Origin of the sequence: Empedobacter sedimenti, from assembly GCF_030005555.1 — a bacterium.
Lineage (GTDB): Bacteria > Bacteroidota > Bacteroidia > Flavobacteriales > Weeksellaceae > Empedobacter > Empedobacter sedimenti.
Genome location: NZ_JASCQG010000011.1, coordinates 55,872 through 75,943, shown reverse-complemented (window position 1 = coordinate 75,943; position 20,072 = coordinate 55,872). Strand labels below are relative to the sequence as shown.

18 protein-coding genes are annotated in these 20,072 nt (G+C 31.7%); 12 read left to right on the top strand and 6 right to left on the bottom strand.

From position 1 onward, the window contains the following. Positions 1-89: 89 nt before the first annotated feature. Entirely contained in the window at positions 90-830 is a 741-nt protein-coding gene (kdsB, locus tag QHG34_RS11285; RefSeq protein ID WP_282630306.1) for a 3-deoxy-manno-octulosonate cytidylyltransferase, read from the bottom strand. 34 nt (positions 831-864) lie between these two features. Here kdsB and QHG34_RS11280 point away from each other — a divergent pair, with 34 nt between their 5' ends. The 5 genes from QHG34_RS11280 (at position 865) to QHG34_RS11260 (ending at position 5,900) form a co-directional block, all read left to right on the top strand. After that, the gene (locus QHG34_RS11280) at positions 865-1,461 is read left to right on the top strand and encodes a YdcF family protein (RefSeq protein WP_282630305.1); all 597 of its coding nucleotides are present in this window, start codon (positions 865-867) and stop codon (positions 1,459-1,461) included. A gap of 167 nt (positions 1,462-1,628) precedes the next feature. Next, positions 1,629-2,420, top strand: a complete 792-nt coding sequence (locus tag QHG34_RS11275; protein WP_282630304.1) for a DUF3822 family protein — start codon at positions 1,629-1,631, stop codon at positions 2,418-2,420. Next, the gene (gene rsmD / locus QHG34_RS11270) at positions 2,396-2,938 is read left to right on the top strand and encodes a 16S rRNA (guanine(966)-N(2))-methyltransferase RsmD (RefSeq protein WP_282630302.1); all 543 of its coding nucleotides are present in this window, start codon (positions 2,396-2,398) and stop codon (positions 2,936-2,938) included. The genes QHG34_RS11275 and rsmD overlap by 25 nt, the downstream gene beginning before the upstream one ends. A 132-nt stretch (positions 2,939-3,070) precedes the next feature. Continuing rightward, complete coding sequence (locus QHG34_RS11265) at positions 3,071-5,293, top strand: TonB-dependent siderophore receptor (protein WP_282630301.1); 2,223 nt, start codon at positions 3,071-3,073, stop codon at positions 5,291-5,293. A 118-nt stretch (positions 5,294-5,411) separates the two neighbouring features. Further along, positions 5,412-5,900, top strand: coding sequence for a TlpA family protein disulfide reductase (locus QHG34_RS11260; RefSeq protein WP_282630300.1), 489 nt, complete (start codon positions 5,412-5,414; stop codon positions 5,898-5,900). A gap of 68 nt (positions 5,901-5,968) precedes the next feature. On the opposite strand, the gene QHG34_RS11255 is transcribed toward QHG34_RS11260, so the two are convergent. The 3 genes from QHG34_RS11255 to dnaX all read right to left on the bottom strand — a co-directional run bounded on the left by QHG34_RS11255 (position 5,969) and on the right by dnaX (position 8,691). After that, entirely contained in the window at positions 5,969-6,919 is a 951-nt protein-coding gene (locus tag QHG34_RS11255; RefSeq protein WP_282630298.1) for an FKBP-type peptidyl-prolyl cis-trans isomerase, read from the bottom strand. 42 nt (positions 6,920-6,961) lie between these two features. Continuing rightward, positions 6,962-7,393, bottom strand: a complete 432-nt coding sequence (locus QHG34_RS11250; RefSeq protein WP_282630297.1) for a hypothetical protein — start codon at positions 7,391-7,393, stop codon at positions 6,962-6,964. Positions 7,394-7,602: 209 nt separating this feature from the next. Next, complete coding sequence (gene dnaX, locus QHG34_RS11245; RefSeq protein WP_282630296.1) at positions 7,603-8,691, bottom strand: DNA polymerase III subunit gamma/tau; 1,089 nt, start codon at positions 8,689-8,691, stop codon at positions 7,603-7,605. Between the two features lie 146 nt (positions 8,692-8,837). Between dnaX and QHG34_RS11240 the strand changes: the two genes are divergently transcribed. The 7 genes from QHG34_RS11240 to ribB all read left to right on the top strand — a co-directional run bounded on the left by QHG34_RS11240 (position 8,838) and on the right by ribB (position 18,385). Further along, positions 8,838-9,695 (top strand): helix-turn-helix domain-containing protein, encoded by an 858-nt coding sequence (locus tag QHG34_RS11240; protein ID WP_282630295.1) that lies wholly within the window; start codon positions 8,838-8,840, stop codon positions 9,693-9,695. Between the two features lie 89 nt (positions 9,696-9,784). Further along, positions 9,785-11,113, top strand: a complete 1,329-nt coding sequence (locus QHG34_RS11235; RefSeq protein ID WP_282630294.1) for an amidohydrolase — start codon at positions 9,785-9,787, stop codon at positions 11,111-11,113. 11 nt (positions 11,114-11,124) lie between these two features. Then, on the top strand, positions 11,125-12,372 hold the full coding sequence (locus QHG34_RS11230) for an amidohydrolase (protein WP_282630293.1): 1,248 nt from the start codon (positions 11,125-11,127) through the stop codon (positions 12,370-12,372). A gap of 179 nt (positions 12,373-12,551) precedes the next feature. Beyond that, a complete protein-coding gene (locus QHG34_RS11225; protein ID WP_282630292.1) occupies positions 12,552-15,125 on the top strand; it encodes an FtsK/SpoIIIE family DNA translocase in 2,574 nt (857 codons plus the stop codon). Between the two features lie 33 nt (positions 15,126-15,158). Further along, complete coding sequence (locus tag QHG34_RS11220; protein WP_282630291.1) at positions 15,159-15,788, top strand: LolA family protein; 630 nt, start codon at positions 15,159-15,161, stop codon at positions 15,786-15,788. A gap of 3 nt (positions 15,789-15,791) precedes the next feature. Further along, on the top strand, positions 15,792-17,252 hold the full coding sequence (locus tag QHG34_RS11215; RefSeq protein ID WP_282630290.1) for an LptF/LptG family permease: 1,461 nt from the start codon (positions 15,792-15,794) through the stop codon (positions 17,250-17,252). Between the two features lie 8 nt (positions 17,253-17,260). Further along, positions 17,261-18,385 carry a 3,4-dihydroxy-2-butanone-4-phosphate synthase gene (gene ribB / locus QHG34_RS11210; protein ID WP_282630289.1) on the top strand — a complete coding sequence of 375 codons (1,125 nt, stop codon included), beginning with the start codon at positions 17,261-17,263 and terminating at the stop codon, positions 18,383-18,385. A 130-nt stretch (positions 18,386-18,515) separates the two neighbouring features. On the opposite strand, the gene QHG34_RS11205 is transcribed toward ribB, so the two are convergent. Further along, entirely contained in the window at positions 18,516-19,523 is a 1,008-nt protein-coding gene (locus QHG34_RS11205; RefSeq protein ID WP_282630288.1) for an EamA family transporter, read from the bottom strand. 12 nt (positions 19,524-19,535) lie between these two features. Beyond that, positions 19,536-20,012 (bottom strand): Lrp/AsnC family transcriptional regulator, encoded by a 477-nt coding sequence (locus tag QHG34_RS11200; RefSeq protein WP_282630287.1) that lies wholly within the window; start codon positions 20,010-20,012, stop codon positions 19,536-19,538. Positions 20,013-20,072: the final 60 nt, after the last annotated feature.

Sequence of the window (20,072 nt, the reverse complement as noted above, 5' to 3'; positions counted from 1 at the left end):
AAGCTTTTTTTAACTTAAAGATTTCATTATCATTGATTATGTAGTTTAGTTTAGAGCGCAAATGTAATTCATAAATCAATTGCAAAATGTTATTTCACAATATTGGATAAATATTTTTTTGCACGCTCCAAATCTTCCGGAGTATCAATTCCTACTCCTATTGATTGCGTTTCAATAACTTTAATTTTCATACCATATTCTAAGTAACGTAATTGTTCCAATTTCTCTGCTTTTTCATTTTGACGCATACTTAATGTAGAAAACTTTAACAAAGCTTCTTTCCTAAATGCATAGATCCCTAAATGACGAAAATAGTTTGGAGTAAAATTGGTTTCACGAGCAAACGGAATTGGAGAGCGAGAGAAATAAAGTGCAAAATCATTGATATCTGTTACAACTTTCACAAAATTAGGATTGTTAATATCTTCCGATTCAGAAATAGATTCTTTCAAAGTTGCAACATCAACCGTTTTTCCCATTTCACCTTCAAAAGAGGATAAAATATCTGCCAATGCTTTTTCGTTTACAAACGGTTCATCACCTTGCACATTTAATATGATATCACATTCTATATTTTGGATAGCTTCTGCAATTCGATCGCTTCCTGTTTCGTGATCTTTGATACTCATAATTGCTTTTCCGTTGTTCGAAACAATTTCTTCAAAAATCAAATCAGAATCTGTTACCACAAAAACATCATCAAACAAGTAGGTTGCTACAACATTTTCGTACGTCATCCTTATCACAGTTTTATCGCCCAGTTGTTGCATTAACTTACCAGGAAAACGTGTTGCTGCATAACGAGCTGGAATTACGGCTATTTTTTTCACAATTTTTAATTTCAAATTTCTGTAAATTTAAAGAATGAAAAAACTAATTTCACCTAAATCTATCATTAAATGGATATTTCTTGTTCTTACACTCTTTTTCTTCTATAATTTAATCTCTATTTATACATTTAGTTCTAAAAATGAAACACAAAAAAGTGATGTCGCCATTGTACTTGGTGCTGGAATTTGGAAGGATAAGCCATCACCAATTTTTAGAGAAAGAATCAATCATTCTATTTGGTTATATAAAAAAGGATATGTCAAAAAAATAATTTTTACAGGCGGAAAAGCAGAAGGTAAAAATTATTCGGAATCAGAAGTAGCAAAAAAATATGCAATTCAGCAAAACGTGAACATAAATGACATTTATATTGAAGAAAAATCTACTATTACTGATGAAAATTTGAAATTCTCTAAACCAATTATGGATTCGTTGAACTACAAAACTGCTCTGATTGTCAGCGATCCTTTGCACATGAAAAGAGCAATGATATTGACAAAAGATAATCATATCAAAGGTTTTAGCTCGCCAACTAAAACAACAAAAATTGTTTCTACGAAAGAAAAACTGAAGTTTATTTTTAGAGAAAATCTATTCTATTCTTTATATTTAATCTATCGTAATTTTTAATAATTATCAATTCGAGAGAAATTTAATTCTAAATATTAAAGTACTATCTTTACCAAAATAAATTTTCTGTATGAAGATTGCTTTCAAAATTTTGTTATTTTTGATTTCATTAGGATTAATATACATCTTAATCAGCGAGTTAAAAATTCAAGGATAAAGAAAAATTTATGTCAAAAACAACTCAACGTTCGTTAGCGATTTTACTATCTCACGATATGCTTAGTTATATTACCAAAACAACCGACGGAGAATCAACTTCGTATTCGGATGTGTATGACTATTCTGTGGATTTTACAAATCTTAACAAAACGGAAATTGAGATTGAGCATGAATTACGTTCTAATTTGACTTTGTTACAAGAATATGATTTTGTGCACATTTGTTTTTTATCGACATCAATTAATGTTGTTCCAAATCAGTTTTTGCACCAACCAATGAAAGATTTATTATCTATATCCAATTACAATCCTATAAAATTGGCTATTGATTGTCCTTTGGAAAGTGTTGACGCATCTATTGTTTACAATATTCATTATCCGCTAAAAGATATTTTGCTTTCGTTACCAAATTTGCAGAATGCACGTTTGTATCATTCGGGCAAATTTTTGGTTGATTATGGAATGATTAATTCTAAGAACGATGAAATTTATATCAATTTAATGCATCAAAAATTAGAAGTTTGTGTGTTAAGCAATGGAGAATTTATTTTTTATAATCTATTTGAAACAAAAACGAAAGAAGACTTTTTGTTTTACATTTTGTATACATTAAATCAATTAAATATTAGTCCAAACACCGTTTCACTTTATGCTTTTGGAGATTTACTAAACTCTCCTAACTATTATGAAACCTTGAAAAAGTATGTCAGAAACATTTCTTTTAATGAAGATGACAAACAACTTGGGCAATATTTTACATTATATAAATTATTCGAATGCGAATTATTTCAGGAACATTAAAAGGAAGACGAATTACCGCACCAAACAATTTACCGGTGCGCCCAACTACAGATTTTGCTAAAGAAGCATTATTCAATATTCTTAACAACGAATGGTATTTTGATGAAATCACAGTATTAGATTTATTCTCTGGTATTGGAGGAATTTCGTTAGAATTTGCTTCTCGTGGAGCTAAAAAAGTAACATCGGTTGATAATTACTATGGTTGTATAAAATTTTTAGACGAAACAGCACAACAATTAAAGTTGGACGACATCATTACAACTGTAAAAAATGATGTACTAAAATACTTAGACAAACAGCCAACAAAAAAGTTTGATATTATTTTTGCTGATCCTCCTTATGATATGGAAGTGGAATCTTACAAAAAAATTGTTGAACTTATCTTTACTAATCAATGGCTAGATGAAGGTGGAAACTTTATTTTAGAACATCCATCAAGTATTTCTTTTGACGATCATCCAAACTTCGTACAACATAAGAAATACGGAAACGTACACTTCTCTTTTTTCGAGTAAAACTGTTTTTAACAATATAAATTAACCAAATCGGCTCATAGATGATATCTATCAGCCGATATTTTTTTTATTTATAATAAGTCTAATTAAATTTGCAGTATTAATTTTATTTAGAATAAATACAGATAACATATGAAAAAGAATACTCTATTTCTTGCCACTATTACTCTATTAAGCTTTTCTCAAGCTTTTGGACAAGAAGATCATAAAAAGGATTCGATTAATAATTTACAAGAAGTTGAAATTTTTGGAGACCGAAATAAAAAACAAAGAGGGTTAGAAGCTATTACCCGTTTTCCTGTTTCGCCAAATCAACAAATACAAACTATATCTACAATTTCAGAAAAACTAATTGAAGAACAAGGAGCTCTAACCATTACAGACGCAGCTCGTAATGTCCCTGGTGTTACTTTATTCGGTTCTTACGGAGGAAATAGAGAATCTATGTCAATTCGTGGATATAGAGGAACTCCAGTCTTAAGAAATGGAGTTAGACAAGATTCAGATTTTAGAACTGCTGGCGCAATAGCTGATATGCAGGGAATAGAGTCTATACAGGTCATCAAAGGATCTGCTGCAATTACTCAAGGAGTTGGAAACAGTCTAGGTTCTGCAGGTGGTGTAATTAATTTAGCTACAAAAACGCCTCGTTTTATAAATGCTGGAAATATAGGTTTACGTGTAGGGTCTTGGAATCAAGTTCGTACAACTTTTGATGTTCAACGCGTAATTGATAATGCTAAAACCTTTGCATTTCGTCTAAATGGTGCATATCAACAAGGTGATAGTTATAGAGATGTTGTAAACAATAAAAGATTCTATATTCAACCTTCTCTTGCTTGGAGACCTGATGATAAAACTGAAATTATTGCAGAAATGGATTATTTAAATTTTGAAGGTGTTCCTGATGCAGGTACAGTAAATTTAAATAATGACTTCACGCAAGCATTAGCTAATATGGGACATCGCTTCTTAGGTTTTGATACTGACTTTGATAAAAGTGAAGCAACAACATACTCATTACGTGCTACTCGTCAATTAACTGATAAGATTAGTGTACGTGCTGCATATTATGGTTCTATTAATGATAGAGATCAACAGAGCACTTCATTAGCTACAATAAAAGACAAAGCAGGAAATGTAACCGATTACTCTTTAAGAACTAGATCATTAGGACATTCTACTAGAAATGATAGAAATACAACAATTCAAATTGATGTAATGGGAAAAGATTTTCAAGCTGGAATTCTAAAATGGAGTTGGCAAGCTGGTTATGATTATACAACTTATCGTGTAGATTCTCGTAGCGCACAAATCGATTCAGGAAGAAAAGATAAAGATGGTAATCCTATTATGACATCTACTATTCCTGTGGTAGAAGAACCTATTAATGTACTACAAAATATCAATAATAAATTACCTAATAATTTTGATTTTTCTCAATTAAAAATCAATACATCAAGTCCTCTTGATAATGGTTATTACTACGGATTTATGACTCAACACCATCTTAATATTACAGATTATGTAAAAGTTGTTGGAGCTTTGAGATGGTCATATTCTGGTGTAAATTCAAAAGATATTTTAGATCCTATGATTGGATTAATGGTTTCTCCTATTAAAAATATTAATTTATTTGGATCATATACAACAACATCATCTTTACGTTCTGCTTCAAATCCTTTACAAGGTGGAGGAACAGTTGGAACTTCTCGTACAAAACAATTTGAAACTGGTATTAAAACAGATTGGTTTAATGACAGACTTAGAGCAAATGTTACATACTTCGATATGGTTAACGAGAACTTTGCGTATGAAATTGTAAATGGAAATACACGAACTGGGTTATATCAACTAGCAGGAGATTTAAAACGTAAAGGAATAGAATTAGAAGTAACAGGGCGTCCTTTACCTAATGTTCAAGTAATGCTTGGTTACTCTTATTTAGACACACAATACCAAGGTTCTCCTTCTTATGTAGATGGTTCTCGCCCAATGAATGCTCCTCGAAATACAGCTAATGCATGGGTACAATATAAATTCCAGAAAACAAACACTTTTATTGATGGATTATCTATTTCAAGTGGTCTTTATTATGTTGGATCACGACCTGTTAATGATAGAAGCACAACAAAAGATGCACATGGAAATGTAATGAATGGACAAGCTCCTTTCTTAATGCCAGAATATACAACGCTTAATGCACAAATTGGATATACTACAAAGAAATTCGATTTCCGTTTATTCTTTAATAACATAACTGACGAAATCGGGTATAACTCATACTACAGAGGTGGATACATCAATCAAATAGATCCATTTAACATGGCAGGACAAGTAGTATTTAAATTTTAACCATCCTCAATTTCTAAAACATATTTTTTAGCATTTAAATATAAAAGCGATAGTTTTAAACTGTCGCTTTTATTATTTATAGATTTAAACTAACTTTCGATAAAATTTGAAATAAAACATGAAAACAAAACTATCTTCTTTATTTATACTACTTTTTACTGTTTTTACTTTTGCACAAACTGAAAATACATTAAAATCTATTCCAGAGTTTTCTTTTGTTAAAATGCAATCGGACGGAATTTTCAGTTCCAAAGATATCAAAAAAGGAAAACAAACACTTATCGTATTATATTCTCCAACATGTATCCACTGCCAATTAGCATTGAATCATTTGAGTAATAATTACGAGGAACATTTAAAAAACACTCAAATTTTGTTAGTTTCTGAATACAAAGCTGAAGAAGTTTTACCATTTCTAAAATCAAATGCACCAAAATTTGTAGACAATAAAAATGTAGAATTATTATTTGACTCTAATTACGAATTTGGTCCTATATTTCAACCAACATCAATTCCTACCTTTTATTTATTTGACAAAGACAAAAACTTAGTTACGATAAAAAAAGGATCTGTTGAAGTTAATCAACTTTTTAAAGATTTGAAATAATTTTAAAATTAATCCATAAAAAAATTCCACTCAATTGAGTGGAATTTTTTGTTATATCTAATCTACGATTATTTACCTTGTTGTGCTTGAGCCTCAAATTGTTTTTGTAACTCTTTAATTTGCTCTTCGCTTAAACCTTGTCCTTGCGCACCTGGTTGTCCACCTTGTGGAGCAGCTTGTCCTTCTTTGAAGTCGATTAATTCTACTTCAAACTCTAACGCTTGGTTTGGTCCAATTTGTCCTCCAGGAGCTCCCATTTCACCGTAACCTAAGTTAGCAGGAATATAGAATTTATATTTAGCACCTTTTGTCATTAATTGTAAACCTTCTGACCATCCTGGAATAACTTGTCCTAAAGGAAATTCAACTCCATTCTTAGTCTGAGGATTATTATCAGAGCTATCAAATACTTTACCTGTAGCTAAAATTTTTCCAGTATATTTTACTTTTACAACACTAGCAGCATTTGGTTTAGCACCTGTTCCTTCTTTCTCTACAACATAAACTAATCCTGTTGGAGTTGCTTTAGCACCTGATGCTTTTTTCTTCTCCTCGATTAATTTAGCAGATTCGTCGCTATTTTTCTTAACCAATTTTTGTTGGTTATTTTTAGCATAAGTATCTAAAATACCCATACCAGCTTCCTGTGTAATCAACAATTTTTTGTGACGTACAACATCCATAATCCCCTGAACAATAATATCTTTGTCCATTTGATCTAATTGTTGTTGATTAATTACAGTTTCTATTTGTTGACCAACTTGTTGACCAATAGAATAAGACTCTCTACCTTCTTTACCAGCTTTTAAGTAATCACGAATCCCTTTCTCTAATTGATCGTAGTTGATACTGTCTGTTTCAACTAAACGTCCTCCAAGACCTTTGATTTGCTCACCAAGACCAGTACCGAAAGCATAAGAAGCTTTTTGATCTTCGCTTTCTAATTTGTCTACAGATTTTCCTTTGTTACAAGACGCTAACGACGCAACAACAAAAATCCCTAAAAGAACTTTTTTCATTGTTTAATAAAATTTAGTGCAAGTTTAATAAAATACTTTGACTTAATCATACAAATCTAACCCAAATTCTTCTTTTAATTTTAACAAAATTGGGTTTTTCTCTGATAATTTCTCAAATTTTTCTTTTTTCGATAAGATATGATTCTCAGCCTCTTTCTCAGAAAATTTAATTTGAATTCCGAAATAATGATTTTTTAAATGAGCTCTCAAACTATTTCTAATTCGATCTTTATATTCATCAAACTCTTGTTCTGATGAATGAGAACTAAACTCAAAAACAATTTCATCATTCTCTAACGAAAGATTAGTTGTCATCAAAGCATTATAAGACGGAATATTATGTTCGATTTTAAGTCTATCCAAAAATCTTTTCCAACCTTCCTTTACCTGATCCAATGTAAACTTTTCTCGAGGCAAATCACTTCTTAGAATTTCTTCTTGATGCTCTTCTACTTTTGCTCCAGGTAAAGCCATTTTAAGACTAAACGACGAATTACTATTCGTTTTAATTGGTTTTGAAGCACGCGTATATTCTTTAACTTCTTCCGAAATCGATGTTTTAACGTGTTGCGTATTTACCTGCTGTGGAGTTTGTCCATTTTGTGGAATAGAATTATTTTGCTGAATTTGAGGAACTTCAATTCTAGAAGTTTGTTGTTCAGAAAAATAAAACGTTGGCGGAACTATCCTATACTTTTTTTTTTAAGCCCGTTTTCTTCTGCCGTTAACGAAGCCAATTGCATCAATGCAATTTCAACTGTTAAACGTGGATTCTTACTCGATTTGTAGTTTAAATCTGCTTCATTACAAATTTCGATTGCGCCAAATAAAAAAGTTGCTGAACATTTTTGTGCATGTTCCAAATATTTTGCTTTTATACGCTCTCCAACTTCCAACAAACTTACTGTATTAGCTGTTTTCGCCATCAATAAATCTCGGAAATGAGCGCCCAAACCACAAATAAATAAATGTGCATCAAAACCTTTGTTCAAAATATCATTCAATTGCAACATCGCTTGCGGAATATCATTTTCCAAACACGCATCTGTCATCTTGAAATAGTAATCGTAATCTAATACATTCAAGTTTTCTGCAACAGAAGAATAAGTCAAATTTTTATTGGTAAAAGTTGCCATTCTATCAAAGATTGACAATGAATCGCGTAACGCACCATCAGCTTTTTGAGCAATCAAATGCAATGCATCATCTTCAAAAGTTACTTGTTCTTTTTCAGCAACATTTTTCAAATGTCCTTTGATATCTTCAACTCCAATTCGTTTGAAATCATAAATCTGGCAACGAGAAAGAATCGTAGGAATAATTTTATGTTTTTCTGTAGTTGCCAAAATAAAAATTGCATGTGCAGGTGGCTCTTCTAACGTTTTCAGAAACGCATTGAAAGCCGCTGTTGACAACATATGAACCTCATCAATAATGTAGACACGGTATTTTCCAATTTGAGGAACAATACGTACCTGATCAATTAAATTTCTGATATCATCAACCGAATTATTAGACGCCGCATCTAACTCAAAAATATTGAAAGCAAAATCTTGATCGCCTTCTACTCCATTTTCTTCGTTGATTTTACGCGCTAAAATTCGAGCACATGTTGTTTTTCCAACACCTCTTGGTCCACAAAACAAAAGAGCTTGTGGCAATTGATTTGACTTTATCGCTTGCTCCAAAGTATTTGTAATAGACGCTTGTCCAACTACATCTTCAAAATTTAGCGGGCGATATTTTCTGGCTGAAACAACAAAATTTTCCATACAAATGCAAATATAATAGTTTTAAGTTTCTAATAAAAATTCTTTCAAACCTCATCAATTAATTCTATTTTTATTTATAAATTACACAAGTCAAAAAAAATAATATTTCAAACAATTCTTTTGATTATTGAACACATTTTTATCTTATGCAAAATTCAGAAAACCACGATTTGGTACCCATTATCAGCATACAAAGTTTTCGAAAAGGACAATTGGCTGGTCGTGACGAATTGTTGTTTAATGAATTGCACGGAGAACGACATATAGATAAACCACACAAGCACGATTTTTTTGTAATTATTCTTTTTGACAAAGCTTCTGGTATTCACAATATCGACTCGAAAGATTATCCAATCGATGATAAAGAAATACATATTTTGTTTCCTGGACAGATGCATAAATGGCAAATAAATGATGGAACAATTGGTTATCAATTGATGACAGAACGCTCATTTTTCGAACAATTCGCTCCTTATTTCCGCTTTTCATTTACCAATTATCAAAATCATCCCGTTATAAAATTATCAGACGAAGCTTTCTCGAAATTGATGTATGAATTCAATGCGATAAAAGAAGAACTAAAATCTGAAAATTCATTGGTTCATTTGATTAACGCTCGTGCAGCGGTTATTGCGGCAATTGTGAGTAAAGAAGCGGAACAAGTTTTTACAGAATTTAAAGTTTATCAATCCAATCCGAGATTAGCGAAATTTAATATGTTGATTGATGAATTTTACAAGGAAGAAAAATCGGTCGTTTTTTATGCTGAAAAACTACATATTTCGGCTAATTATCTAAATATTTTATGCAAAAAACATCTAAAAGTTTCTGCTACACAACTTATTCAACAACGAATTATTATCGAAGCAAAACGACTTTTAAAATCAGGAGATTTATCCATCAAAGAAATTGCTTTTGACTTAGGTTTTACGGATCACGCCTATTTTTCGAACTTTTTCAAAGCTCAAACCAATATTACTCCATCAGAATTTCGAAATCTGTAATCATTTATAAATCTTACAAGTTTTAGAAGTTATTATACTAACCATTTGTTTTGTTTCATTGTAATTTAGCTACAATAAATTTGAACACAATGAATAACAATATATCACGTAAAGATTTTCTTAAAAATTCAGCTTTAGGATTAGCTGGTTTTTCTTTCTTACCAGGATTTTTACAAGCTGCATCAGACTCTCAATTAGATAAGACGAATCTTACAAAACCTGGGAATTTCACGTTAAAAAATGTTTGTTTAGAAACAGGTTTCGAATATGAAAACGATGAAATCATTGGAACAAAAACAGATCTTTTTACAATTGAAATTGCCAATGGAAAAATCAAAAAAATTAGCCCAAATCAACCAAATGCAAAAGTTATCGATGCGAAAGGTTTGTTGATGTTACCGTCTTTCAAAGATATGCACATTCACTTAGACAAAACCTTGTACGCAGATAGATGGCGTGCGGTTCGTCGTTCTGGAGGAATCAAAGGAATGATTGAATTAGAACAAAAAGTTTTGCCAGAAATGTTGAAAAAATCAACTTACAAAGCAGAAAAATTAATTGAATTATTACAATCGTACGGAACAGGTTTTGCACGTAGTCATGTAAACATCGAACCAACTTCTAAATTAGATTCATTGAAAAATTTAGAAATTGCTTTGGCGAATAAAAAAGATTCGTTTGGAGCAGAAATCGTTGCTTTTCCTCAACATGGTTTATTCTACACAGATTCGATGCCATATATGAAAGAAGCTGCTAAAATGAACATCGATTTTATTGGAGGTTTAGATCCTACAAATGTTGATGGCGCTATTGAAAAAACAATGGACGCTACAATTCAATTAGCGTTAGATCATAACAAAGGAATTGATATTCACTTACACGAATCAGGAAAATCTGGTCATGATACAATAGATTATTTAATCAAAAAAGTAAACGAAAATCCTCAATTAAAAGGAAAAACATTCGTCAGTCATTCTTTTGCTTTAGCGACTTTAGATAAAACAAAACAAGAAGCCATTGCTGAACAATTAGGCGCAGCGCAAATCGGAATTGTTTCTACGATCCCATTTGGAAGCTTAGTTATGCCAATTCCAACTTTATTGAAACATAGTGTAACCGTAATGACAGGAAACGATAGTATTGTAGATTATTGGAATACGTTTGGAACAGGAAGTGTTTTACAGAAAGCAAATCTTGCAGCACAATTATACGGACAAAGTTCTGAATTTGGATTATCAAGAATGTTGAAACTAGCAACAGCAGGACCAATTCCTTTGAACGATAAAGGCGTACAACAATGGCCAAAAGTTGGTGATGATGCAGATATTATCTTGATTGATGCGAGTTGTTCTGCAGAAGCTGTTTCGAGAATATCGCCCGTTCGTTCTTTAATTGTAAAAGGAAATATTGTGTATTAATATTTATCATCATGCAAACAAATTATAAAACAATCGCAAAAGGAAATTATACTTTAAAAAATGTACGATTAGAAACAGGTTTTATTGAAGATGAATTAGGAATTATTGGAACCAAAACCGATTTGTTTTCTGTCGAAATTAAAGATGGAAAAATTGCAAAAGTAAGTGCAAATAATCCGCAATTAACAGATTCAATTGATGCAAAAGGATTGTTAATGTTACCAGCTTTCAAGGATATGCACGTTCATCTGGACAAAACTTTGTACGGTTTACCTTGGCAAGCGCTTTCACCAAAACGCCGAACTGTTACGGATATGATTGCGTATGAACAAGAAATCATTCCAGAATTATTAAAAACTTCTGTTGAGCGTGGCGAGCAATTAATCAATCTTTTGCTACATTACGGAACAACTTTTGCGCGTACACATTTCAATGTTGACACAACATCTGGACTGAAATCTTTAGAAAATTTAGAAAAAGTCTTAGAAAATAAGAAGGAAACATTCAGTGCAGAATTAGTTGCTTTTCCTCAACACGGTTTGTATTATACCGATTCTGCTTCGTTGATGAAAGAAGCTGCGCAATTAAAAAGCGTTGCTTTTATTGGAGGATTAGATCCATTTAGTATTGATAAAAACATCGAAAAAGCAATCGATTTTACGGTTCAATTGGCTTTGGATAATAATAAAGGAATCGATATTCATTTGCATGACACAGGAAAAGAAGGAATGCGTACAATTGAATATTTAGCTGAATTAACGATAAAAAACCCTCAATTAAAAGGAAAAACATATGTAAGTCATGCTTTTGCTTTAGCACATTTATCAAGAAGTGAGGAACAAGAAATTGCAGAAAAATTAGCTGAAGCAAAAGTTGGAATTGTTTCTTCTGTACCTTTTCGCAATAAAGTCGCGATGCCAATTCCTACTTTAGTTAAAAACGGTGTTGAAGTTTTAATCGGAAATGATAATATACAAGATTACTGGAGCACTTTTGGAACGGGAAATATGTTGCAAAAAGCAAATCTGATTTCAGAATTATATGGTTTAGAAACTGAATATGATTTATCGAGAAATTTAGGTTTTGCCACAAAAAACATTACTCCATTAGACAACAAAGGAAATCAACAATGGCCAAAGGTTGGTGATAATGCAGATATCGTTTTGATTGACGCAAGTTGTTCTGCCGAAGCAGTTGCACGTTTGTCTCCTACTATTGCGTTAGCGCACAACGGAAATTTAGTTTGGAAAAAATACTAATATTAATTATTTAAAACGCTTTCAACTGAAAGCGTTTTTTTGTAATTATTTCAAGAATTAACCAAAATTGATAGTAATTTGAGTTAAAATTGATTGCGATTTTAGTAAAATTAAATACTTTTTCGTTAGATTCGTCCTTAAAGATTTATTATTTTTGCGATATATACTCAACCTTTATAATGGCTATTAAAAACACTCAGGAAGTTCCTAAAACTCCTAAAAAGCAGATCATCAAAACAATTATCGGAATCATTTTCTTGGTTCTAGGCTTGTTATTGTTTACTTCATTTATTTCTTATTTTTTTAACGGAATAATTGATCAAAGTCAAATCTCAGATTTATTAGATAAAAGAGAAACTGCTGAAAATATATTCGGAAAGTTTGGCGCTTTACTTGGAGAAATCTTTATTCTACAAGGAATTGGTGTTGTAGCTTTTTTTATTCCAATATTTTTCATCCTATTAGGTGTAAAAGTTGCTACAAATTTGAAAAGAATTAAACCTTTTACAACTTTATATCAAAGTATATTTTTTATGATTTGGTTGCCAATCTTTTTTGGCTGTATACTTCCAGACCAACATATGCTTTGTGGAGTAATGGGATTTGAGGTAAATGATTTCTTGAATAGTTTTATAGGTAAATGGGGTGTTATTTTACTTTTAGCTGTTTCGTTGCTAATGTATTGTGTGATTCATTTCCGAATGACATATCAATCTATCCAAGCTAAAATGGAAGAACGTGCTAAGCAGAAAGAAATAGAACGTATAGAAAAAGAGCAAGAACGCATCAAAAAAGAGCAACTTGAACTTAGAGAGCGTAAAGAGAAAGAGGAGCAAGAAAAAATAAATAAATTCAACAAAGAAGCGGAAGAACAACAAGAAAAAGATATGTTGGAAGAATTGAATTTGGTTCAAAAATATGAAGATGAAGCAATTCAACAACAAAACATTTCTCCAAATCAACCACTTCATCAAGAGTTTACAATTAATCAACCGAAAGAAGAAGATACGATTGACGAAACACCTTTCAATATTACAGAATTGGTTGTTGAAGATTTAGAAGAAGAGGAAGAAACAACAGATGTTGATTTCGCACCTACATATGAAGAAAATATTGTTGATGCTCAAATTGTATCAAATCCAAGTATTGAAAAAGAATCTGAATCGAATGGATTAGAATTAAAAGTTCAGTCAATTGATGAAGAAGAAGAATTTGAAGCGACATCTGCAAGATTAGTACAAGAACAAGGAGAATATGACCAACGTTTAGATTTACCTAATTATCAATTTCCTCCTATTTCCTTGTTGAAAAAATACGATAACGGAAATACTTTAATCGATCAAAAAGAATTAGAGTCGAACAAAAATAGAATTATTGAAACTTTAGGAAACTACGGAATTGGTATTTCAGAAATTTCGGCAACAATTGGTCCAACTGTAACATTATACGAAATTGTACCACAAGCTGGAGTTCGTATTTCTAAAATCAAGAACTTAGAAGACGATATTGCGTTAAGTTTATCAGCTCTTGGAATTCGTATTATTGCTCCAATTCCAGGTAAAGGAACAATAGGTATTGAGGTTCCGAATAGTAATCCATCAATGGTTTCGATGCATTCGGTTATTGCTTCTCAAAAATTCCAAAATTCTGATATGGAATTACCAATTGCATTTGGGAAAACAATTACGAACGAAACCTTTGTAGCTGATTTAGCAAAAATGCCTCACTTATTGATGGCTGGTGCTACTGGACAAGGTAAATCTGTTGGATTGAATGCTATTATTGCTTCGTTAATTTATAAAAAACATCCATCTGAGTTAAAATTTGTCATGGTCGATCCTAAGAAAGTAGAGCTAACGCTTTATTCGAAAATCGAGCGTCATTATTTAGCAAAATTACCAGATGCCGAAGAAGCTATTATTACAGATAACGCAAAAGTGATTAACACGTTAAATTCGCTTTGTATTGAAATGGATGATCGTTACGAATTATTAAAAAATGCTTTTGTACGAAACATCAAAGAATATAACGCGAAATTCAAACAACGTAAATTAAATCCAGAAGCTGGACACAGATTCTTACCTTATATTGTATTAATTGTAGATGAGTTTGCAGATTTAATTATGACAGCAGGTAAAGAAGTAGAGTTACCAATTGCTCGTTTAGCACAATTAGCACGTGCCGTTGGTATTCACTTAATTGTTGCAACACAACGTCCATCCGTAAATGTAATTACAGGTACAATTAAAGCCAATTTCCCTGGTCGTGTCGCTTTCCGTGTAACATCAAAAATCGATTCGAGAACGATTTTAGATTCGCAAGGAGCTGATCAATTAATCGGAAAAGGTGATATGTTGTACACAACAGGAAACGAATTAGTGCGTTTACAATGTGCTTTTGTAGATACACCTGAAGTGGATAAGATTACAGAATTCATTGGTGAACAACGAGGATATCCAGACGCTATGCTTTTACCTGAATATATTGGTGAAGATGGTGGATCTCCATTAGATATTGATTTATCTGATCGTGATGCTTTATTTGAAGATGCTGCTCGTTTAATTGTTATTGCTCAACAAGGTTCTGCCTCATTACTACAACGTAAACTAAAATTAGGTTACAATCGTGCTGGTCGATTAATCGATCAATTAGAAGCTGCTGGAGTTGTGGGTCAATTTGAAGGAAGCAAAGCCAGACAAGTTCTCATTCAAGATGAAGTTAGTTTGGAACAGTTGTTGAATAATTTGAACTAAAATTTATTAAAAACAGATAAAAAATTAAATTGTATGAAAAAGTTAATGTATTCTTTCATACTCTTATTATTAGGGGTTGGAACTTTAAATGCTCAATCAGCAAAACAAATTTTAGACAAGGTTTATGCTAAATACACAGGAGCAAGTTCATATTACATCAAGTTTGATTTTAACTCAACAGTTAACGGAAAAACTGTTAATCGTACAGGAGAAGTTTATTCTCTCGGTAAAAAATTCAATTTGAATGTTGGTGATATCAATCAAATTTTTACCGGAACAAAATTATATACAGTTGCCAAAGATGATAAAGAAGTTACTATTTCTGACGCATCTAATACAGACGACTTTTTAACACCGACAAAAGTATTAAATACATATCGTACTGGTTTTAGCTATGCTTTAACAGACAAAAAAACAGTTGGAGGAAAAACAATTCAATATATCAAATTAACACCTACAGGAACTTCGTCTATGAAATCTTGTACTTTAGGTGTTAATACTTCTAATAATCAAATTTATGATTACAAGGAAATTGGTAAAAATGGAGAAACAACATCTATCGTTGTAAAAGATTACGTTCAAAATTTACTTATTCACAAAAGTTACTTTAACTTTGACCAAAAGAAATATAAGTCGCAAGGCTATATCATTACTCAATTATAATCAATGTTAAAGAAGCTTGACTGGTATGTAATTAAGACCTTTTTGGGTCCATTTATTTTCATTTTTAGTGTTCTATTTTTCATCTTTATCGTTCAGTTCGCATGGCAGCAAATGGAAAAGTTTGTTGGTAAAGGATTGGAATGGTATACCATCGTAGAATTACTTTTCTATCTAGGTATCAACGTTGTGCAACTTGTACTTCCATTGACTATCTTATTAGGATCAATTATGGCAATGGGTGGTTTTGGCGAACGCTATGAATTAGCCGCCATGAAAGCTTCAGGAATTTCGTTAACTCGAATTCTTGCCCCTTTATTTGGTTTGATTATGCTGATGTCAGTCGGTTTGTATTTTTTTGGAGATAAAATAATGCCTTACTCACAAGAAAAAGCACGAACAATGCTTTACAATATTCTGCAAACAAAACCTGCTATGAATATTAAGGAAGGAATTTTTATCGAATCTATTCCTGGTATACAAATGAAAATCAATAAGGTTTCTGGAGAAAATTCAGAAAAATTAGAGAATGTCTTTGTTCACCAAAATGCAGCTTATGGAGAAAACACCATGACAATCGTTGCAAAAAAAGGGCATTTAGCACCAGATAAAAAGGATAATAGATTCCTTAAAATGGAACTTTACAATGGAGTAGCTTATACTGATAATATTAAAGATAAAAACTTTGATGACCGACAACGCCAAGAAAATCAATACACAAAGTTTGACACTTTAAATTACTATATTGATATCACTGATATCTTAAACTCTGGGAAAGATGAAGACCCTGGAAACTCCTACAAATACCTTGATGGTAATGGGTTAAAAAAATTAATCGATTCTTTGAATATTGATTACAAAAAATATTATAAAGAATTACAGAATAATACATTTACGCAAAGTTATTATTACAAGAACAAAATAAAAGAAGTTGATTCTGTTAAGACGAAATCTGTGTTTAATCTTAGTAAATATTCAACTCAAGAGAAAGATCGAATTCTAACTCAGGCAATCCAAATGGTTGACCGCGATAAAGAAAATCAAATCTTTACCGAACAAGAAATTACTGGTAGAGAAAAATTATATTCAAAAGTAAACATACATTATCATCGTAATTTTTCGTACGCAGTTACATGTATCATTTTCTTTTTAATTGGCGCACCACTTGGAGCAATTGTAAAAAAAGGAGGAATAGGGATGCCGGTGATTATTTCGATCATTATTTTCGTGATCTATTTCATCATCAATTTCTCAGCAGAAAATATGGCAAAAAACGGAAATTTAGATCCAACATTAGCTGCTTGGATTGCTAATTTAATAGCTCTACCATTCTCTTTACTTTTCTGTTACAAAGCCAATCAGGATTCAGAATTATTTGACGTTAGTATGTATGTAGATCCAATCGTTAAATTCTTTAGCAAGTATAAAAAAACAAACAAAAACGAGGAGCATTCCCGTTATCAATAATAGTTAAAATGGAAAAAAGATCATCTCAATTAAACACAATAGAGGAAGCTTTAATCGACTTAAAACAAGGAAAAGTTATCATTGTTGTTGACGATGAAGATCGTGAAAATGAAGGAGATTTCCTATGTATTGCCGAATTTGCAACACCAGAAGTAATCAATTTTATGGTTACACATGGACGCGGATTGGTTTGTACACCTCTTACACAACAAAGATGTAAAGCATTAGGTTTAGACCTTATGGTTGGACACAATACAGCGATTTACGAAACTAATTTTACGGTTTCTGTCGATTTACAAGGACACGGATGTACAACAGGAATTTCGGCTTCGGATCGTTCTAAAACTATTCAGGCTTTAATTGATGAAAATACTAATCCAGACGATTTAGGAAAGCCAGGACATATTTTCCCTTTAATTGCGAAAGATGGTGGTGTTTTAGTTCGTATGGGACATACAGAAGCAGCTGTTGATTTAGCGCGTATGGCAGGACATTATCCTGCTGGATGTATTGTCGAAATCTTGAAAGAAGATGGAGAAATGGCTCGTTTGCCAGAATTATTAGAGATTGCAAAGAAATTTGATCTAAAAATTATTTCGATTGAAGATTTAATTGCATACAGATTAGAGAATGAATCGTTGGTAAAACGTATTGAGCAATTTCCAGCAAAAACAAGATTCGGAGAATACGAATTAATTGCTTATCAACAAACAACAAATAATCAAGTTCACTTTGCCTTGAAAAAAGGAAAATGGACAAAAGATGATGTAGTTCCGGTTCGTGTAAAGTCTACAAATAGTTATTACGATTTATTTAGCGCTTTACAGAATGGAGAAACGCCATTGTTAGAAAAAACAATGAATATCATCAACGAAGAAGAAAAAGGTGTTGTAATTTTTATTAATAACATTCAAAACTCTGAGTTGGTTGAACAAAAATTAGAGATTTTCAAAAGTTTTTCTGAAGGAAAGTCTAAATCAGGTGTTTTACCAGCTGATGAAAAAGATCACGGAATTGGTTCACAAATCATCAAAGATTTAGGTATTCAAAAAATGAATTTAATTACACGTACTTTAGAAGAACCACATACAACGCAATATGGTTTAGAAATTGTAAAATGCACTAAATTGTAAAAGATAATTTATCCGATATACAAAAGCAGTTCTTAAAAGAGCTGCTTTTTTTTGATATTGATAAAAACTTTAAACACAAAAAAAGCTTCTCGGTAACCGAGAAGCTTTCTTATTAATAATCACATAATATTTAATGCGCATAATGTTTACGAGAAACAAAATGCAAAAATTTCTGAACAAGTTTTGTGTTTTTGTAAAGATTCCAATTCATCAATACAACACTAAATAAAATAACAATCAACCCATAAATTTGTAAATGAGTTACAACATCGTCAGTAAAAAAGTAACTTAACGCAACTGCTACAATCGGGTTTACATATGCATAGGTAGAAACCTCTACCGCTGGTCGATGTTGTAATAACCAAACATATGATCCGAAAGCAAGAATAGATCCGAAAGTCGTTAAATAAGCCATAGATAACCAATCTTCCGTTGCTACATTATCTATATTGAAGTTTGCATATTCCCCATTAAAAATAGCAACAGTATTGAATAAAACTCCGGCAGTAATCATTTGCCAAGCAGTTTTAACCATAATATTCAAATCTTCTTTTGGTTTAGTAATATCTTTTTTCTGTTTATCTGTTACATATTTTGAATAAAGAGAACCTAACGTCCAGGCAATAGAACAAAAGATTAGAACAATTAAACCAATCATATTTAAAAGCTGTTGATCAGCATCTGCGTGCACTGTAGTAGTTTGTTCATAGAACAACATCAATACACCTAGAAATCCCATCAAAACTCCTAAAATTGTCGGAATACTTGAAAAGTTTTGCTTCCATTTCGGTTTGTCTAATACAATAAACCAAATTGCTGCAGACGCTGCCATAATAGCAACAATTCCACTTGGTAAAAATTGTTCGGACCAAATAATACCAGCCATATCAATAAACAACAACATAAAACCTGTAAACATACATTGCTTTACTATTTGTTTATCCCACAACTTATAACCTTTCAATTTACAGTATCCCATCAGCAAAGTACTCGCTCCTATAAAACGGAACGACCCTAAAATAAATGGACTAAACCCATGTAAAGCCTTATCTATAAAAAAATAAGTTGATCCCCAAACGACATAAACCACAAAATAGGCTGCTATAATTAGCCACTTACTTGGTTGATTCCCTTTCATTCAATCTCTATTTTAATTCGTTGGTATAACGATATTTTGTTCTTCTTTTATTGTTTGTAAAACAATTGTTGTACGTGTAGAAGTAATTCCACCTATTTTGCTCAAATGTTTACGCATTAATTCAACTAATCCTTCGTTGTCCGAAGTTCTTACTTTGATCAAATAACCATCATCTCCAGCAATATCGTGTACTTCTAATACTTCAGGAATTTCAGCCAATTGCTTACCCACAGTTTCATCACCAATAATATCAACTGTTTTAATAAACATATACGAAAGCAATTTCTGTCCCACTGCCACAGGATTAATTTTTGCGTGATAAGCCAAAATAACTTGCTTATTTTCAAGCTTTTTTACACGTTCTAAAATTCCAGAGGGTGCCATACCTAATTCTCTTGCGATATCTGCATTATTAATGCGTGCATTTTCTTGCATTAATCGCATGATTTTCAAATCAGTAGCATCTAAATTAAATTCTAACTTTTCCATTTCGACTGCAAAATTAAGACTATTTTGAATAATATTCACTAAATATATCAAAAAATGTAC

Excerpts from the sequence above, each read along its gene's own strand:
- QHG34_RS11280 (WP_282630305.1), top strand. The coding sequence starts at position 865 with ATGAAAAAACTAATTTCACCTAAATCTATCATTAAATGGATATTTCTT.
- QHG34_RS11275 (WP_282630304.1), top strand. The coding sequence starts at position 1,629 with ATGTCAAAAACAACTCAACGTTCGTTAGCGATTTTACTATCTCACGAT.
- rsmD (WP_282630302.1), top strand. The coding sequence starts at position 2,396 with ATGCGAATTATTTCAGGAACATTAAAAGGAAGACGAATTACCGCACCA.
- QHG34_RS11265 (WP_282630301.1), top strand. The coding sequence starts at position 3,071 with ATGAAAAAGAATACTCTATTTCTTGCCACTATTACTCTATTAAGCTTT.
- QHG34_RS11260 (WP_282630300.1), top strand. The coding sequence starts at position 5,412 with ATGAAAACAAAACTATCTTCTTTATTTATACTACTTTTTACTGTTTTT.
- QHG34_RS11255 (WP_282630298.1), bottom strand. The coding sequence starts at position 6,919 with ATGAAAAAAGTTCTTTTAGGGATTTTTGTTGTTGCGTCGTTAGCGTCT.
- QHG34_RS11250 (WP_282630297.1), bottom strand. The coding sequence starts at position 7,393 with ATGGCTTTACCTGGAGCAAAAGTAGAAGAGCATCAAGAAGAAATTCTA.
- dnaX (WP_282630296.1), bottom strand. The coding sequence starts at position 8,691 with ATGGAAAATTTTGTTGTTTCAGCCAGAAAATATCGCCCGCTAAATTTT.
- QHG34_RS11240 (WP_282630295.1), top strand. The coding sequence starts at position 8,838 with ATGCAAAATTCAGAAAACCACGATTTGGTACCCATTATCAGCATACAA.
- QHG34_RS11235 (WP_282630294.1), top strand. The coding sequence starts at position 9,785 with ATGAATAACAATATATCACGTAAAGATTTTCTTAAAAATTCAGCTTTA.
- QHG34_RS11230 (WP_282630293.1), top strand. The coding sequence starts at position 11,125 with ATGCAAACAAATTATAAAACAATCGCAAAAGGAAATTATACTTTAAAA.
- QHG34_RS11225 (WP_282630292.1), top strand. The coding sequence starts at position 12,552 with ATGGCTATTAAAAACACTCAGGAAGTTCCTAAAACTCCTAAAAAGCAG.
- QHG34_RS11220 (WP_282630291.1), top strand. The coding sequence starts at position 15,159 with ATGAAAAAGTTAATGTATTCTTTCATACTCTTATTATTAGGGGTTGGA.
- QHG34_RS11215 (WP_282630290.1), top strand. The coding sequence starts at position 15,792 with ATGTTAAAGAAGCTTGACTGGTATGTAATTAAGACCTTTTTGGGTCCA.
- ribB (WP_282630289.1), top strand. The coding sequence starts at position 17,261 with ATGGAAAAAAGATCATCTCAATTAAACACAATAGAGGAAGCTTTAATC.
- QHG34_RS11205 (WP_282630288.1), bottom strand. The coding sequence starts at position 19,523 with ATGAAAGGGAATCAACCAAGTAAGTGGCTAATTATAGCAGCCTATTTT.
- QHG34_RS11200 (WP_282630287.1), bottom strand. The coding sequence starts at position 20,012 with ATGGAAAAGTTAGAATTTAATTTAGATGCTACTGATTTGAAAATCATG.